The organism is Bacillus sp. z60-11, assembly GCF_046464135.1.
GTDB classification, from domain to species: Bacteria; Bacillota; Bacilli; order Bacillales; family Bacillaceae; genus Bacillus; species Bacillus sonorensis_A.
Window position 1 is genome coordinate 1 of record NZ_JBIYSN010000004.1, and the last position, 16,851, is coordinate 16,851.

The following is a 16,851-nucleotide window of genomic DNA, read 5'->3' on the forward strand; positions in this document are numbered from 1 at the left end:
AGATTTCCCATTCCGTTAAGGAAGTAAGATCCCTGAAAGATGATCAGGTTGATAGGTCTGAGGTGGAAGTGTGGTGACACATGGAGCTGACAGATACTAATCGATCGAGGGCTTAACCAAATGAATGTCTTACGACACCGTTATCTAGTTTTGAGAGAACACCTCTCAAATAAGGTTTGGTGGCGATAGCGAAGAGGTCACACCCGTTCCCATGCCGAACACGGAAGTTAAGCTCTTCAGCGCCGATGGTAGTTGGGGGCTTCCCCCTGTGAGAGTAGGACGCCGCCAAGCCATTTATATATTTTACCTTGCATGAAATGAAGCTTAATTTATTCCGCAGTAGCTCAGTGGTAGAGCAATCGGCTGTTAACCGATCGGTCGTAGGTTCGAATCCTACCTGCGGAGCCAATGCTTCCATAGCTCAGCAGGTAGAGCACTTCCATGGTAAGGAAGAGGTCAGCGGTTCGAGCCCGCTTGGAAGCTTAATAAAAACTGACGATCTGGTTTCTCAAGAATGAGAAAGCTTTTTTTGTTTTGATGATGAATTATACAGCGGTCGCTTTAACGTAAGGTTTAAACAAACGTTTAAATAAGTGATCACAATAGGGAAGAATCCTCAAATCACGGTCTCTTGTTAAAAGCTAGAGGCCGTGTTTTTGTTTTGCCAGCAATAATTAGGTTATCGGGAAGTTTTCCTTATGTGTTATTTGTAGTGGGAATATATTCTGAACCCTCGTTAGAGAAAAGACAAAAGCAGGCACGATGCCTGCTTTTGTTATCCGGAGCCAAATAATACGATTGCCGCTATTTCTAAAACCAAGAGATAGATCATGTACCTGCCGTATTTGAATATTTCCTGATCGAAATGCTTTTGGCCTCTAAAAGTCCAAACAAATAAGCCTAAAACTGTGATGACAAGCAGTAATTTGCTAATCGTTAAAGCTGACATTCTAAACAACCCTCATGTCTTTTTAGTCTTATTACTTCTTCGACGAAAGCGAATAAATCCCTTTCAATTTAAGATCCGTTTAAAATAGAGAAGATGCGATTGTTGACGGTCCCAAATGATTTAATATTATTTTGGATATTGGAAAAGAGTATCACGTATCTGTCCCCTGTCAGGCTGAAGCTGTTTAAAATATTATACCCGGGCATCACGCCGTGGCTTGAATAGCTTCCCGGAGAAATATAAAAGCCCATCCCGTATGTGGCTTTGTTTGGCGTAAACATTTTTGTGAAACTTTTATCGCTAATAATTTTTCTGTCGTAAAGCGCCTTATCAAACAAGTACATGTCATAAGCGGTCATGTATATATCCCCTGCTCCGTAAAGCTGTGATAAATCAGGCATATCAGGCGTATACAGCTTTTTAAGTGCATTGAGCTTATAACCTGTTGACTGGTAAGACTGATCGGAAAAGGTTTTATAAAACCCTGCATGCTTCATGCCGGCAGGTTTAAAAATATGTTCTTCGACATATTGATCTAAAGGTTCGCCGCTTACCTTTGAAACAATGTAAGCCAGAACAGAATAGTTGGAGTCTTTGTAATTCCATTGTCCGGGCCCTGATTTAACCCCGCGATCCTCAATGTCTTGTATAAGGTCGTCTGGTGAAATATAGCCAGTGCCTTCTTTATGCCCGCGAATGCCTGATGTGTGTGTCAGAAAATGATAGAGGGTGATGTTTGTGCCATTTGGAAAATCCGGAAGGTATAACGAAACCGGGTCGTTTACTGACAGCAGTCCTTTTTCTTCAAGCTGAAGAATGGCAGTTCCAATAATCGCTTTTTGAGAAGAACCGATATAAAAGACGGTATCCGGCGTATTCGGCACCTGTTGTTTCCGGTTTGCATACGAATAGCCCTTGCTTGTAACAACTTCTCCTTTGTCTACAATCAGTGCTGTACCGCTGAATTCAATGCTTTTTAAATAGTCGTCCAATTGTGCATTATCATTTTTTGTTATGATATGACTTTGTTTTTCTTCTTTTTTCTTATGAGACGTGCTCTTTTTCTTCTCTGGTTTTGTTTGTTTTTCAGTTGCCTGCACATGATGTTCCTGTTGATCATTTGGGGCTTTTGGAAAAGCGATATAAATTAATCCGCAAATAAGGAGAGAGGCGAAAATGAGCAGTCTCCGATTTCTGTTATGCCTTTTTCTTTTTTTTATTCGTGTTCGGTACGTTCTTGACATGGCGGTACTCCTTCTAAAAGATGTGACGTATTTACTGACGCATGATCTCCTTAAAAAGTTTCTTATTTACTGCTAAAATTTTCATGTGTGCCAAAATTTACTCTTGAAACAGAACGAGTGTTCGTATAAAATAATATATGAAAGGAGTGAGAAGATGCAAAACATGCTGCAGCGGGCCATGGAAGACTGTTTTCCGGTCGATATCATTTATATGAAGAAAAGCGAATTCACAAAAAGGACGATTCTCGTTAAACAAATCAAAAATGGTTATGTGAAGGCATTCTGTTTCCAAAAGCGCCAGATCAGAATGTTTAAAAGCGAGGCCATTTTGGCTGTGCTTCCGCATAAAAAAAGAACAAATCCGGCTTATTATGCATAGATACGTGTTCTCCTCTGTACACAGTCTTCCGCTTATTCAATCCCTTCCTGTTTTAATATTCCATCTTTTGTTATAATTAATGTAAATATGTTTTAAAGAGAGCGGGCGTTTTACACCTATGCTTCAGACCATCAATCAAACACTTGGAAAAATAATGCCTTTACTGACGCCTGTCAGCGTTGTCAGCGGGGTGCTGCTGTCAGCCTATTTAAATGGGTTTGCGGATTTTGTACCGTGGATTTTTGCTTTTATGACGTTTGCCGGAAGTTTGGCAGCCAACTTTCAGTCTCTAAAGGCAGCGGTGATTCATCCCCTGCCAATGCTGCTGGCTCTGTTTGTTTTGCATATATTTATGCCGCTGTTGGCATTGGCTACGGGTCACCTTGTGTTTCATGGGGATTCATTAACGATTACGGGGCTCGTTCTTGGCGTTGTGATACCAACCGGTATAACAAGCATGATTTGGGCGGCCATGCATAAAGGGAATGTCGGCTTGACCCTGTCGATTATTTTAATTGATACAATCCTCTCTCCTTTTATTGTGCCGTTCAGCCTTTCAGTGCTTGCAGGTGCTCATGTGGAAATGGATGTGGCGGGGATGATGAAGGGCTTGTTCGGAATGGTTGTCATCCCTTCCTTGTTGGGCATGCTCGTCAATCAGTTTTCAGATCCGGAAAAAACAGCGCGATTAAGCGCCAATTGTGCTCCGTTTTCTAAAATCGGCTTGGCCCTCGTCGTTGCTATTAACAGCTCAGTTGTCGCTCCTTACCTGAAATCTGTTGACCTTCGGTTTTTAACAATAGCGGTGACGGTATTTTTAGTGGCCTTCACAGGCTATGTAACAGCGTGGCTATTAGGCAGGCTGTTGAAACGGCCGCAGGAGGAAATCACTGCTTTAATTTTTACTGGCGGCATGCGTAATATCAGCGCAGGCGCCGTCTTGGCCACCAGTTTTTTTCCGGCGAAAGTGGCCGTGCCGGTCGTGATCGGCATGCTGTTTCAACAAATATTGGCGGCGTTGTTTGGCCAAATGCTGGCAAGAAGCGAGTTGAAGAAATCGTGTCATGTCGATAAAAAAACGAGTCTGCCTTCATAGAAGGTCAGACTCAATGTTTCCGCCTGCAAGTTTAAATTGAAGTTCGTTAAGGAGAGAAAAATGATTAAAACGAATAAAGTAAGTGTGATGATCATGACTTTAATCTCTGCAGTCCTATTTTGTTCTTTGTTAGTCTCTGCTTCACTTTCCCCGCTTGCGGATTCAGGACCTAACGTTAATCAGTTTGGTTCATTAGGTATGTGGGCGGCAATGGCAACCGTTTTGCTATTTTATATGCTGCCTCTTATTGTATATATGATTGGAATTAATGCAATGAAGTTTGTGATGGCCGTTCTTTGCGGAATCGGACTATTGGCCGTTATTGCGATGATTCCAATTATTTTGATATTTGGAGCCTTTAGTGGAACGACGCCTTCATTATTAGGAATCATCGGTATCTGCATTGTGTTAGCCTTCGTGAATGTTATTTGGTTATTCGTCGCTTTTCGCCGGCCGTCAGTGAATACTTCTTTCTGATTTTGCCTCTTTACAGGCTTAAGACGAATAAAAAGACCCCGCGCTATCTTCAAGTTCTCCAAGTTCCTTTTGCGATCAGGTGAACGTTTCCGCCGACATGGATCTCTATGCTGTTTTCCGTTGTTTGCGCTTCAATATAAAGCAGGGAAGGTCGGTTTATTTCAAACCCTTGTTCAGCCCTTATGCTGAGATGATTTTTACTTAAGTAACTGTTATGCAGTAAATATCCTGCGAGATCCCCGATTGCGCTTCCTGTTGCAGGATCTTCCGGAACGCTGAAACAGTCGCAAAATACCCGGGCATTGATGTCGTTTTGTTCATGATATGTTTCCGTAGAAAAAACGAGCAGACTGGCTTCTGTTTCTTTTATAAAAGCTTCATACCGTTCTCTGTTGACTTTGCATTTTTTAACTGCATTCAGCGAATTTAATGGAACAATAACCGCGGGAAGACCTGTGGAAACCTCCTGTATCGGGAAATTCGCGTCTATATCGCATATATCGATTCCCAGTACGCCTGCCATCATTTCTTTGTCAAAGGTTTTGTTAAACACAGGAGGGTTTTGTTTCATCCAAATGACCTGATCTTCACTTTTGTCAAACGTCACTGGAATGGCGCCAACTTCTACATTCAAAATGATCTTTGAAGAAAGTCCAGTTTCGATTTCATTTTGAATGATAAATGCTGTGCCCAATGTCGGATGGCCCGCAAACGGAATTTCTTTTTCCGGGGTGAAAATTCGGACGTCATACCCGCCGTTTCTCTGTTTTCCAAAAATAAATGTTGTTTCGGAAAAATTGATTTCCCTCGCGATTTTTTGCATCTCGTCACTCGATAGGTCCTTTTCGACTTTAAAAACAGCGAGCTGGTTTCCTGTGTATTTTGCCTCTGCAAACACATCTACAAGATAAAATTCCATGTTGAAATCTCTCCCCCTTAAAATGCCACTTCCTGCCTCAAGCAGTTTTACATATCTTACACGAGATGGGGGCTATTGAACAGTCTAAGCCTAAAAAATAAAGAAGAGCGCCTGCCGCTCTTCCTAATAAAGCAAATACTTGTTTCTGACATTCATAAACCGTTTCTGCTCCGCTTCATATTTTGCAACGGTGTCGTCTAATGAAGCACCTTGTTCAATCATTGTTTTGACCCATCCGTTGCCAATGAGGCGGTTGAAATGGCTGTTGGGGAGGAATTCAAAGTCGTTTGGATAAAGATCATGAATCGTTTTTATGATCGCGATGCCGGTTTTGACAGGCTGAAAGGCGGTGCGGTTTTTCACGTAAAGCTCAACACCGTGACACAGTTTGTTTTGATGCTTTGAAAACGTCGGTGTAAAGGATGCTGCTCTGAATACAACGCCGGGCAGCTTCAGGCTGTTTAGTTTGTCTGCCAGCTCTGTACTTTTCATGTAAGGTGCGCCTATGAGCTCAAAAGGCTTGGTTGTTCCTCTTCCTTCGGAAACGTTGGTGCCTTCGATTAAGCCTGTGCCGGGATAAACGATGCTTGTGTCAGCCGTCGGCATATTTGGAGAAGGAAGGACGAAAGGAAGCCCTGTATCCTCAAAAAACATCTTCCGTTTCCAGCCCTTCATTTTGATGACGGTTAAATCAGCTCCGATGTCAAACTCCCGGTTGAAAAGCTTTGCCAGTTCTCCAGCTGTCATGCCGTGTATTAAAGGGATCGGATATCTTCCGATAAATGATGAATAATCAGGGTCGAGAACCGGGCCTTCCACTTTTGTGCCGCTTTGCGGATTTGGCCGGTCCAGTACGATAAACGGAATGTCGTTTTCTTTGGCTGCTTCCATTGCGTATGCCATGGTGTAGATATAGGTGTAAAAGCGTGTTCCGACGTCTTGAATATCAAAAAGAAGAACATCAACATTTTTCAGCATTTCCGGTGTGGGTTTTTTCGTATCACCGTAAAGACTGTAGACGGGCAGACCGGTTTTTTCGTCAATATATGATTCAACTTCGTCGCCGGCTTGCGCGTCTCCCCTGACGCCGTGTTCCGGGCCGAAAAGCGCTGTCAGCTCAATATCTCGGTCTTGGTAAAGCAAATCGATGCTGCTCGTCAACTCAGCATTTACACCGGTAGGATTTGTGATGAGCCCCACTTTCTTTCCTTTTAAAAAACGTTTCTTTTCTATGAGCACTTCGATGCCTGGTGAAACTTTCGCTTTCTTTTCTTTTTCCGGATAGGCAGCCGCCGCCGTCAGTGTGCTTAAGACAACCAATCCAGTGATCAGCCAAAACGCTTGTTTTTTCATTCAATCCCCTCCTTATCGAAGCGGTTTACCGTTTTTGAGATTTAATCCAAATCCATATTCGTACAAAATCTCCCCTGGCTTTGTAACGGAAGGGATGTCGACCGGCAATGTTCCTTTAGGTTTTGCTTTTCCGAAGATGACTTCAACACCCGCCGGGATGTTCGGCTGCCTGAACCGCCCGTTTGAATAGCCTTTAAATCCATACACCGCAATCACCGCCTGGGCTTCTTCAAAATTTGCCGTGTCATAGGGATTGCGAAGGCTCATGATGACAAATTTTTTCTGTTTGGATTGGGCGTATTTCATGGCTGCGCGCGGAAAGACAGTCGCCCATTTACTTGAGTCTTCAATGGTATCGTCGATGATTCCGTCGTTGACAACAGGGTCGTTTTTGACGACGTATGAGCCTGTAATGACATAATCAGCCTGGTCGATTTGTTTTTGGACATCTTCATTAAAGGTTTTCTCTGCAAAGGAATATTCGTTTAATACAACCTTTTTCTTGATGCTTTTGATTGTTTTCGAGATCGCTTTTGTTTGGTCTTCATAAGGAGCGAGAATGAGAATGGTGTCCCCTTTTTTTGGCTTAAACGGAAGGATGCGGCTGTTGTTTTTTAATACGGTGACGCCTTCTCTAGCCATTTTCATTTCCGCTTTCGCGTGTTTTGGATTGCCGACCGTTTTTAAAGCGTGTTTGATTTTTTTCTGAAGCGATTCGGATGACGCGCTGTCAAGGATGCCCCTTTTCAATTTGAGGGAAAGGATTCTTTCCACCGAGTGATTGATTTGTTCAACCGGAATCTCTCCTTGTCTGACAGCTTTGAGAAGGGCATCAAATACAGCGGCAAGGTTTTTTTCCGTCTCCAGGGATGTGACCTGTGCCGGCATCAGTGCGATGTCGACCCCTGCTTTGACGGCCATGACGACGGCTTCCTCCTGACCGAAATTGTCGGAGATGGCTTTCATGTTCAAGGCATCAGTCACGACAACGCCGTCAAAACCGAGATCTTTACGTAAAAGATCTGTCATGACTTTTTTGGAGAGTGTTGCCGGAACCATGATGTCTTTTCCGTCTTTTTTGCTTTTATAGGTTGTATCGTCAAATGCGGGGAACTGGACGTGCGCCGTCATGATCATGTCCATTCCGGCATTGATCGCTTGTTGAAATGGGACGAGTTCGACGCTTCTGAGCCGTTTTTCATCGTGTGGAACAAGCGGCAGGCCGTAATGGCTGTCAACCGCTGTATCGCCGTGGCCGGGAAAATGTTTCGCGGTGGCTGCGATTTGCTCGCCTTGAAGACCTTTCATTGTCTGGATGCCGAGCCGGGCGGCCAGTTCCGGTTTGGAGCTGTAGGAGCGGACGCCGATCACCGGGTTGTCGGGATTGTTGTTCACATCCAAGACAGGGCTGAAGTTGACGTTAATGCCCAATGCTTTTAATTCTTTTCCGATGATTTGTCCTGACCGGTAAGCGTTTTTCCTGCTTTTTGAAGCGCCGATCGCCATATTTCCGGGCAAGTTCGTGCCTGATTCCAGCCTTGTGACAATTCCCCCTTCCTGGTCAATTGCAATCAAAAGCGGAATATCCGGGCTCGCTTTTTGCAGACCGTCGGTTAATCGGACTGTCTGCTCAGTGCCTGTCACATTCTCTGCGAACAGAATCACGCCGCCGAGGTGATACCTTTGAATGATTCCGGCTACTTCCTCATTCATTCTCGTAAACCCTGTTGCGCTGGAATCGTCTTTTTTCTTCCAGTTCCTGAAATCAGGCATCAGCATCTGCCCGATTTTCTCTTCCAGTGTCATTGCGCTCACCATTTGTTGAATGCTCTGTTGCGATTGTTTTGCTTCCGCACCGGAAGTGCCAGGCTGCAATGCAAGGGATGACAGCAATACAATGACCAGTGTGCATCGAAAAAATGTTTTCATTCGGAGAATCGCCTCCTATTGATTGTTCAGCGCTTCATAAACAGCAGTGATCACACTGCCGTACTTTCCCGTTGAAAATAAATCACCCTCGAACTGATTCGGGTTTTTCGCAGGATCGATGACAGGTGAATGTTTTTTGTTGGTCAATAAGACAATCCCCAATTGATATGCTGGATCAATGATGGTGACAGTCCCCGTCCAGCCGGTATGTCCATATGCCCTGCTTGAGGCATGCTTTCCAAACATCCATTCCATATCGGTATTGCCGTTGAGACGCCACCCTAGACCATATGTTGCATCTGTTTTTGACGGTTTCGTAAACTGCGCAATAATCCTTTTGCTGAATAGCCGCTCCTCGCCGTATCCTCCTCCGTTCAGCATGACTTGGAGAAGCACCGCCATGTCATCTACTGTTGAAAATAGACCGGCATGCCCAGAAATGCCCTCCATCGAGTAAAACGCTTTTTCGTCGTGAACCTCCCCTTGTAATGTATATGTTCGAATATTGGGAAACCATACCGTTCCGTCTCTCGTATTTCCCATTAACTCTGTGGCGGCGAATTGGGCAGGCTTAAATCCCTTTTTTAGAGGATTGAACATGGTATGCCGCAAACCGAGAGGACGGTAAAGTCGATTTTCCGTATAATGATCTAAAGGCTGGCCTGTGATTTTCTCGATGACGAGTCCGAGCAGCATATAATCGACGTCGCTGTAAAGCTGCTTTGTGCCTGGTTCATATGCCAAGGGGGTTTTTGAAAGAAAGGACAGCGTTTTCTCCCGCGTTTGGGAATAAAGCCTGCCAGCCGTTTTTGGATCGTAGTAGTTCCAGCTTGCCGGGAATCCTGCCGTATGATGAAGCAGGTCTATCACCCGAATTCGATTCTTTCCTTTGATGATGTCTTCGGGCCGGTCTTTAAATTCGGGGATATAGCGCGAGATTTTCGCATTTAGATCAAGCTTTCCGCTGCTAGCCAAATGCTGTAAAGCGAAGTTGACGGCATACATTTTTGTGTTGGAAGCCAGGTCGAACATCGTATTTGTTTTCATCTTTCTCGGATGTTTGAGCGGATTGAGTCCGTTGTATTTTTGCTTGTAACCGTATGCTTCTTTTTTTACGATCTTTCCGTCTTTGATGATGATAAGCGCAGCGCCGGGGAAACCTTTGCTGATATCCTGCTCGATTAAATCGTCGACCTGTTTTAGTTTTTCTGAAGAAAAGCCGGCTTCTTCAGGCTGCTTTGCTTTCTTTAAGGTGGGGTATGTCTGCTGCTGCCTGTCCTTAGCTATTGTCGTCTCAGCGGAAACTGAGGAAGGCAGAATCAATGAAAGAGATAAGAAGGCTGCGATGCTTCCGGTGATCCATTTTCTCATGCCGACACTCCTTTTTTGTTTAAACAAACGTTTAATCAAATTCAACGGCCATTTCGTCGTTGAAGCCAAAAGCATATGTGAAAAGAAATCCGGCGGCATACGAAATCAATAAACCGACCACGTACAGCAAGATTTGATGTGTATGAACAAGGAACGAAAGAGGGAGTCCTGAGACGCCGATTGATACGGTCGCGATTTTGAAATAGGCTTGAAATGCTCCGCCGATTCCCGCCCCAAGGCAAGCGGTCAAAAACGGCCGTCCAAGCGGAAGGGTCACACCGAATATCAGCGGTTCTCCGATGCCGAGCAAACCTGACGGGAGACCGCCGCCAATCGCTCTTTTTAACCTGGCTTTTTTCGTTTTAAAGTAGATGGCAAAAGCGGCCCCTACCTGACCCGCGCCTCCCATGGCCAAAATCGGCAGCAGGGGATCGTCTCCGATGGAATTGATCAATTCCATATGAACGGGTGTCAGTCCCTGATGCAGCCCGGTGACAACGAGCGGGAGAAATGTGGCGCCCAATATGAATCCCGCTGCAATGCCGCCAATATTTAATATGGCTAAAAGTCCTGAAGTAATTGCGTCTGATATAAAGCCGCCGACAGGCATGAAGATGACGTAGGTGACGATTCCTGTGAGAAGAAGGGAGACTGTAGGTGTCACAATGATATCAAGTGAATGAGGGGTGCGGCGCCTGACTCGTTTTTCGATAAAAGCGATAAAAGCGGCAGCGAACAAAACGCCGATCAAACCGCCCCTTCCAGGGAGCAGGGCTTCACCGAACAGTTTAATGTCGCCTGCGGCAGGGTTCATGATCAATATCCCTGCGAGACCGCCGAGCGCCGGGGAACCGCCGAATTCTTTCGCTGTATTTACCCCGACGAGGATGCCCAAATAAGCAAACAAACCTGAGCCGATGACTGTTAAAATGATTGCGGGCTGAGACGTTTCGGCAAGCCAGCCGGCTTGGACAACGGCTTTTGTAATTCCGGTAATTAAGCCGGAGGCAACAAGCGCGGGGATCAGCGGAATAAAAATGCTTGCGATTCGCCGCAGAAACAGTTTAAAGGGTGTTGCGTTTTTCTTTGAGCGGGCCGCTTTATGTTTGGCCGCCGCCTCTTTTAAATCATCTTGTTCAGATGAAACCAGCAGCTTGCCAAATTCATCTGAAACACGCTGAACAACGCCAGTGCCAAGAATGATTTGCAGCGTTTCTTCTTCGACAACACCGATGACGCCTTCAAGCGCTTTGATCGATTCGATATTTGCCTTTTGACGGCTGACGGGTGTGATCCGCAGACGAGTCATACAATGGGTGAAGCCGGCGACGTTTTCTGCACCGCCGATTTGTTCTAAAATCTGCTTTGCCAGGATGGCGTATGTTTTGTTTCCGCTCATCACAGGTTCCCCCTTTAGTCATCCATTTTGCCTAGCAAGCTGATGGCCGCTTTTGTTTGATCAATATATTGAATGATTTCTTCGTATCGCTCAGCGGCCATTCCTAAAAACAACACATCGATCATATAAAGCTGAGTTAAACGAGAGGAGGTTGCGGCGCTTCGAAACGGCGCTTCATTTGAACATGATGTATACAGTATGATATCGCTTAATGAAGAAACGGCAGACTGGCCGAAGCGGGTTAATCCAATCGATTTGATGCCGTATCTTTTGGCAAGCTGTAATACATTAGCGACTTCCTGCGTTTCACCGGAGTGGGAGATGGCAAATACGATATCATGTTCATCCGCATTGGCGATTAATGTTGCGACAAGGTGCATGTCTGTAAAGGCGGTTGCTCTTTTATTAATTCTTAAAAATTTTTGCTGGGCGTCTTGTGCGACGATGCCGGAGGCGCCGATTCCGCAAAAGTGAATCGTATTTGCACCGATCAGTAATTGAATGGCTTTTTGCAGCTGTTCGTGATCTATGTTTTCACATGTATCGCGAATCGCCTGAATCGAATTGTTGGCCGTTTTTTGCACGATTGAGTAAAGCTGTTCTTGCGGTTCAATATCCCGGTATCCCTGATCAGTCGGTTTCATCAGGTCTCCGGCGACGCGCATTTTTAAGTCCTGGAATCCTTTCAGTCCGAGTGATTTGCACAGCCGGATCGCAGCCGCGCCGCTTGTCTTTGCCGAAGCGCTGACTTCGTGGATGGTGCTGTTTACGATGTCATGCGGATTTTCTAAAATGTACTCAGCTAGCTTCCGTTCGGACTGCGGCAGCTTGTGAAGCATGGTTCGAATGATTTCCAATCCTCCTGTAGCCATCATTTCTTCCTTTCCTTTAAGAGTGTTCTCCATGAATGGTTAATGCTTTTTCAATGCTGCCATCTGATTCTTTCAGCAGTTTTTGCGCCGTGGTTAGATCGGCATTTGTTTTGAGCATGACGATTGCGGTTTTGACTTGATTTTCGGCAGCAGCCAATGCTGTTTCCGCTGTTTTTTGATCGGCCCCTGTGACAGTTTGGATGATTCGGATTGCGCGCTGTTTCAGTTTGGCATTGCTGACACTGACATCGACCATCAGATTCTCGTAGACTTTTCCCATTTGGATCATGGCTGTCGTCGAGATCATATTTAAGATCATTTTATGAGCAGTTGCCGCTTTCATTCTGGTTGATCCGGCAACGACTTCCGGTCCGACGACCACTTCGATCGCATGGTCGGCTGATTGGCTGATGGCAGAGCCTTTGTTGCAAGTGAGGGATACAGTTTTTGCGCCGATTTGTCCGGCATATTTCAGTCCGCCGTGAACATATGGGGTACGGCCGCTGGCGGCAATTCCGATGACCGTGTCGTTCTTAGAAAGGCGGATCGATTTCAGATCACGCACTCCAAACGTCTCACGGTCTTCGGCGCCTTCGACAGCTTCGAACATTGCTTTTTCCCCTCCGGCGATCACTCCTTTTACAGTATCTGGAGGGATGCTGAATGTCGGCGGACATTCAGCAGCATCGAGGACACCGAGCCGTCCGCTTGTTCCAGCGCCAATGTAAATGAGCCGTCCTCCTTTTTTCAGCGAATCGACCACATAGTCGACGGCTGTTTTGATGTCGGGCAGCACGGCTTCGACCGCTTCAGCCACTGTTTTGTCCTCTTCATTCATGATTTTGAGTATATCGATTGTCTCAGCTCGATGAATATGCTTCGTCTTTTCATTTCGGCGCTCGGTCGTTAAGGAGCTTAAATTGCTGTTTTCCATCAACAAATCCTCCTGACACAAATGCGAATGATTTCTTAATTTTCAGTATATTAACTCTGGAATTTTATTTCAACATGAAAAGAAAAATAATGAAATTTAGTTTTATAATGGTTCTGAATCAGTTGAAGAGCGAATAAAATAGAGCGCAGTTGCAGACTGCGCTCTGACGGGCATTTACAGCTCATCAAGCTGATGTTCGGAAACCACCCTGAAACCTTCTCTTTTCAGAAGGGCTGCTGTGATTCCGTTTCCGGCTACTTTTTGGCTGGAAAAGCTTCCATCGTATATGTGGCTGCTTCCGCAGGACGGACTGTTTTCTTTTAATACAACGGTGTCAGCCTGGATGTCCCTGGCGATTTCCAGCGTTTTGTAAGCGCCTTTTATATAAAGGTCTGTTACGTCCTCGCCTGACCTTGTGATGATGGCCGCATTTCCATTTAAAACATCTTCTCCCGTCCCGCCGGATATTTCGGCGGGTTCCCTTGGAGTGGCAAAACCGCCGAGGACTTCTGGACAAACAACCGCTGCTTTCTTTTCTTGAACGAGTTTGTTGATCTTTTCGACATAGCTGTGCGTCCCGTTATAACGGCATTCAACACCTGCCAAACACGAGCTGACCAATATCATTCAGACGTTCCCCTCTCCTCTAAATCAGATATTCATATTTTATATCATCTCCCGTCTTTTTCAGCTGAAAAGTTGGAAAATAAAAATTTTAAATTACCCCTTTACAAATGGGGATGATCCTGTATATAATAACTTTTGTCAGCTTTACGAGAGCTGTCTGGACAAACGATTTTGGCCCGTTGGTCAAGTGGTTAAGACACCGCCCTTTCACGGCGGTAACACGGGTTCGAATCCCGTACGGGTCACCATTCTTTTTTGGACAGAAGAGGAAGGCTTGCTAAAGGCGCAACGTCCTGTTACAACGCATGCACTTGTACGTCCTGTACTTCGGAGGATTAGCTCAGCTGGGAGAGCATCTGCCTTACAAGCAGAGGGTCGGCGGTTCGATCCCGTCATCCTCCACCATTTTTCGGAGCGGTTTTCACATCCGCACGAGTTAAAACATAAGATAAAATATGCCGGTCTAGCTCAATTGGTAGAGCAACTGACTTGTAATCAGTAGGTTGGGGGTTCAAGTCCTCTGGCCGGCACTGTTTTTTGGAGGGGTAGCGAAGTGGCTAAACGCGGCGGACTGTAAATCCGCTCCCTCAGGGTTCGGCGGTTCGAATCCGTCCCCCTCCACCATTTTTGGGCTATAGCCAAGCGGTAAGGCAACGGACTTTGACTCCGTCATGCGCTGGTTCGAATCCAGCTAGCCCAGTTTTTGGACATCCTGTGTCGGATGTCCTTTTTATTTTGCCTTTTTGTATAACTATTCAAAAACATGTCGTGTTGAGTCAATTTTGTATTGGACGGTACAATGAAGGTCTGAAAGGGGGATACACACATGTTAAAACAACGGATTTCAATGGTTGGTGTGCCGATGGATCTCGGACAGCTGAGGCGGGGAGTCGATATGGGACCGAGCGCGATCCGCTGTGCGGGGGTAAATGAACGTTTGGAATGCCTTTTCCGCGAGATTGAAGATTTGGGAGATTTGACAATCGGGCAGAGAGAGGATGAGAAGGAAGGCGGAGAAGAAGCCGCGGAGGAATTACGAAATTTGAAAGCGATTACAAAAGCGAGTTTGAAACTTGCTAACACCGTTGACGAGATCGTTGCAAAAGATTCATTTCCTCTCGTGCTTGGCGGAGACCACAGCATTGCGATCGGCACGCTTGCCGGGCTTGCGAAACATTATCGAAATCTGGGTGTCATTTGGTATGATGCGCATGCAGACTTAAATACAAGGGAAACGTCTCCTTCAGGCAATATTCACGGAATGCCGCTGGCCATCAGCCTGGGGATCGGCCATAAGGAGCTGACCGGTCTCTGTGGAAAAGGTGCCAAAATCAAAGCGGAAAACATCGTCATCATTGGAGCGAGATCTCTTGATGATGGGGAAAAGAAATTGATCCGTGAAAAAGAAATCAAAGTGTATACGATGCATGAAATTGATCGCCTCGGTATGACGAAGGTGATGGAGGAAACGATTGATTATCTGCGTGACCGGACGGACGGCGTTCATTTGTCGCTTGATTTAGATGGTCTTGATCCGCATGATGCACCTGGCGTCGGGACTCCTGTGGCAGGAGGGATCAGCTATCGTGAAAGTCATTTGGCGATGGAAATGCTTGAGGAATCCAATTTGATTACATCGGCTGAGTTTGTTGAAGTCAATCCGATCCTTGATGAGAAAAACAAAACCGCGGAAGCGGCAGTTGCTTTAATGGGATCATTGTTTGGCGAAAAGTTACTATAAACATTACATTGGCAGCGGCTTACGGAGGCCGCTGTTATAATCGGCATATGTCTCGGATTCAATCTATTTACTACGTATAATAATTTTAAGCTAATATTAAGCGCTCGATCCAGCGGAAACCGTCTACACCCTGTCATTTATTTGATAAAATATTTTTATGCATTTCATGAAACCTTTTAAAAATCAATTCGTATACATAAAGACCGGTGAAGGCAGAGGTTAGATAAATATGGAAACAATGATAAAAAAGAGAATCAAACAGGTGAAAAAAGGCGACCGTAACGCATTTGCAGACATCGTGGATATCTATAAAGACAAAATTTATCAGCTTTGCTACCGTATGCTCGGCAATGCGCATGAAGCGGAAGATATTGCGCAGGAAGCATTTATTAGAGCATACGTGAATATCGACAGTTTTGATATCAACCGGAAGTTTTCCACGTGGCTTTATCGAATCGCAACCAATTTAACCATCGACCGCATTCGCAAAAAAAAGCCGGACTATTATTTGGATGCAGAGGTGGCAGGGACAGAAGGACTGACGATGTATTCCCAAGTTGCGGCGGATGCTGCGCTTCCAGAGGATGAAGTGATTTCTTTGGAGCTGCACAGCACCATTCAGGAAAAAATCTTAAGGCTTCCCGATAAATACAGGACGGTCATCGTATTAAAGTACATTGATGAGCTCTCACTCATTGAGATCAGTGAAATTTTAAATATTCCCGTGGGAACTGTAAAAACGAGAATACACAGGGGCAGAGAGGCTCTCAGAAAACAATTAAGGGATCTTTAAGTGGGGTGATGAAATGAGCTGTCCGGAGCACATTGTTCAGCTTATGCATAAATATCTTGACGGAGACATTCTACCCGAAGATGAAACGCGACTAAAAGAGCATCTGCAATCATGTGAAAGGTGCAAAAAACACCTTCGTGAAATGGAGAAGTCTATCGCTCTAGTGCAAAGCACGTCGCATCTTACAGCTCCGGCAAACTTTACAGCTAATGTGCTGGCAAATCTGCCGAAGGAAAAGCGGACGGTGTCCATTAACAGATGGCTGAAAGCCCACCCGTTTATTGTGGCGGCAGCTTTATTTGTGATTTTAATGGGCGGCAGCTTTTTTTCGAGCTGGCAAAATGACCACGACTTCAGTGTGTCCAGCCAGCCTAATCTCGTCGTGAAAAACAACACGGTCATCGTACCTGAGGGCGAAGTTGTCAAAGGCGATGTAACCGTGAAAAACGGCAAGCTGATTATAAAAGGTAAAATAGATGGCGACGTAACCATTGTAAACGGAGAAAAATATACGGCTTCAGCCGGACAAGTCACCGGTCAGATCCACGAAGTCAATAAGGTGTTTGACTGGATCTGGTACAAAATCAAGTCAACAGGAAAAGCGGTTTTCGGCGGGGGTCACTCGAAAGATCAAGAGCAAAGCGGACATTAGGGGCTTTGCTCTTTTTTTAGGGAAGGCAGTCATTTCACTTGGAAAATCAAATTGTGCTATAATAGCCTCTGTATAAATATCATACGATTTTGTAACATATTAACTTTACTAATGAC

General features: G+C 45.3%; 15 protein-coding genes, 7 tRNA genes and 2 rRNA genes. 15 read left to right on the forward strand and 9 right to left on the reverse strand.

From position 1 onward, the window contains the following. The 4 genes from ACINLD_RS12345 to ACINLD_RS12360 form a co-directional block, all read left to right on the forward strand. Nucleotides 1-120: ribosomal RNA gene (locus ACINLD_RS12345) — 23S ribosomal RNA — on the forward strand; the annotation flags it as partial. A 55-nt stretch (nt 121-175) separates the two neighbouring features. Continuing rightward, nucleotides 176-291 (forward strand): 5S ribosomal RNA (rrf, locus tag ACINLD_RS12350). A 42-nt stretch (nt 292-333) separates the two neighbouring features. Beyond that, a tRNA-Asn gene (locus ACINLD_RS12355) sits at nt 334-408 on the forward strand. A gap of 2 nt (nt 409-410) precedes the next feature. Then, nucleotides 411-483 (forward strand) — tRNA-Thr (locus ACINLD_RS12360). 534 nt (nt 484-1,017) lie between these two features. On the opposite strand, the gene ACINLD_RS12365 is transcribed toward ACINLD_RS12360, so the two are convergent. After that, on the reverse strand, nt 1,018-2,193 hold the full coding sequence (locus ACINLD_RS12365; RefSeq protein ID WP_077735851.1) for a serine hydrolase domain-containing protein: 1,176 nt from the start codon (nt 2,191-2,193) through the stop codon (nt 1,018-1,020). A 154-nt stretch (nt 2,194-2,347) separates the two neighbouring features. Here ACINLD_RS12365 and ACINLD_RS12370 point away from each other — a divergent pair, with 154 nt between their 5' ends. The 3 genes from ACINLD_RS12370 (at nt 2,348) to ACINLD_RS12380 (ending at nt 4,145) form a co-directional block, all read left to right on the forward strand. Next, nucleotides 2,348-2,572 carry a hypothetical protein gene (locus ACINLD_RS12370; protein WP_026585602.1) on the forward strand — a complete coding sequence of 75 codons (225 nt, stop codon included), beginning with the start codon at nt 2,348-2,350 and terminating at the stop codon, nt 2,570-2,572. Between the two features lie 118 nt (nt 2,573-2,690). Then, entirely contained in the window at nt 2,691-3,668 is a 978-nt protein-coding gene (locus ACINLD_RS12375) for a bile acid:sodium symporter family protein (RefSeq protein WP_077735850.1), read from the forward strand. Between the two features lie 60 nt (nt 3,669-3,728). Further along, on the forward strand, nt 3,729-4,145 hold the full coding sequence (locus tag ACINLD_RS12380; RefSeq protein ID WP_372708730.1) for a DUF5391 family protein: 417 nt from the start codon (nt 3,729-3,731) through the stop codon (nt 4,143-4,145). A 49-nt stretch (nt 4,146-4,194) separates the two neighbouring features. On the opposite strand, the gene ACINLD_RS12385 is transcribed toward ACINLD_RS12380, so the two are convergent. From ACINLD_RS12385 to ACINLD_RS12420, 8 genes are all read right to left on the reverse strand, one after another. Then, nucleotides 4,195-5,064: a PhzF family phenazine biosynthesis protein gene (locus tag ACINLD_RS12385; protein ID WP_026585605.1), complete on the reverse strand. Its 870-nt coding sequence runs from the start codon at nt 5,062-5,064 to the stop codon at nt 4,195-4,197. Nucleotides 5,065-5,187: 123 nt separating this feature from the next. Further along, on the reverse strand, nt 5,188-6,417 hold the full coding sequence (locus tag ACINLD_RS12390) for a DUF1343 domain-containing protein (RefSeq protein WP_277692283.1): 1,230 nt from the start codon (nt 6,415-6,417) through the stop codon (nt 5,188-5,190). A 12-nt stretch (nt 6,418-6,429) separates the two neighbouring features. After that, nucleotides 6,430-8,346: a glycoside hydrolase family 3 protein gene (locus tag ACINLD_RS12395; protein ID WP_077735847.1), complete on the reverse strand. Its 1,917-nt coding sequence runs from the start codon at nt 8,344-8,346 to the stop codon at nt 6,430-6,432. 15 nt (nt 8,347-8,361) lie between these two features. After that, nucleotides 8,362-9,717, reverse strand: coding sequence for a penicillin binding protein PBP4B (pbp4b, locus tag ACINLD_RS12400; protein ID WP_077735846.1), 1,356 nt, complete (start codon nt 9,715-9,717; stop codon nt 8,362-8,364). Between the two features lie 31 nt (nt 9,718-9,748). Further along, on the reverse strand, nt 9,749-11,116 hold the full coding sequence (locus ACINLD_RS12405; protein ID WP_277692287.1) for a PTS transporter subunit EIIC: 1,368 nt from the start codon (nt 11,114-11,116) through the stop codon (nt 9,749-9,751). Nucleotides 11,117-11,130: 14 nt separating this feature from the next. Continuing rightward, on the reverse strand, nt 11,131-11,988 hold the full coding sequence (locus ACINLD_RS12410; protein WP_026585610.1) for a MurR/RpiR family transcriptional regulator: 858 nt from the start codon (nt 11,986-11,988) through the stop codon (nt 11,131-11,133). Nucleotides 11,989-12,004: 16 nt separating this feature from the next. Further along, nucleotides 12,005-12,922 (reverse strand): N-acetylmuramic acid 6-phosphate etherase, encoded by a 918-nt coding sequence (gene murQ, locus ACINLD_RS12415; protein ID WP_077735845.1) that lies wholly within the window; start codon nt 12,920-12,922, stop codon nt 12,005-12,007. 174 nt (nt 12,923-13,096) lie between these two features. Further along, complete coding sequence (locus ACINLD_RS12420; RefSeq protein ID WP_026585612.1) at nt 13,097-13,549, reverse strand: DUF523 domain-containing protein; 453 nt, start codon at nt 13,547-13,549, stop codon at nt 13,097-13,099. A 173-nt stretch (nt 13,550-13,722) separates the two neighbouring features. Here ACINLD_RS12420 and ACINLD_RS12425 point away from each other — a divergent pair. The 8 genes from ACINLD_RS12425 (at nt 13,723) to rsiW (ending at nt 16,735) form a co-directional block, all read left to right on the forward strand. Next, nucleotides 13,723-13,797, forward strand: a tRNA-Glu gene (locus ACINLD_RS12425). Nucleotides 13,798-13,878: 81 nt separating this feature from the next. After that, nucleotides 13,879-13,954 (forward strand) — tRNA-Val (locus tag ACINLD_RS12430). A 52-nt stretch (nt 13,955-14,006) separates the two neighbouring features. Continuing rightward, a tRNA-Thr gene (locus ACINLD_RS12435) sits at nt 14,007-14,079 on the forward strand. A gap of 9 nt (nt 14,080-14,088) precedes the next feature. Beyond that, nucleotides 14,089-14,173, forward strand: a tRNA-Tyr gene (locus ACINLD_RS12440). 4 nt (nt 14,174-14,177) lie between these two features. Beyond that, nucleotides 14,178-14,249, forward strand: a tRNA-Gln gene (locus ACINLD_RS12445). A 126-nt stretch (nt 14,250-14,375) separates the two neighbouring features. Continuing rightward, nucleotides 14,376-15,290 carry an arginase gene (gene rocF, locus ACINLD_RS12450; protein ID WP_077735844.1) on the forward strand — a complete coding sequence of 305 codons (915 nt, stop codon included), beginning with the start codon at nt 14,376-14,378 and terminating at the stop codon, nt 15,288-15,290. A 229-nt stretch (nt 15,291-15,519) separates the two neighbouring features. Beyond that, the gene (gene sigW / locus ACINLD_RS12455; protein ID WP_026585614.1) at nt 15,520-16,083 is read left to right on the forward strand and encodes an RNA polymerase sigma factor SigW; all 564 of its coding nucleotides are present in this window, start codon (nt 15,520-15,522) and stop codon (nt 16,081-16,083) included. Between the two features lie 13 nt (nt 16,084-16,096). Continuing rightward, nucleotides 16,097-16,735: an anti-sigma-W factor RsiW gene (gene rsiW / locus ACINLD_RS12460; RefSeq protein WP_026585615.1), complete on the forward strand. Its 639-nt coding sequence runs from the start codon at nt 16,097-16,099 to the stop codon at nt 16,733-16,735. Nucleotides 16,736-16,851 lie beyond the last annotated feature (116 nt).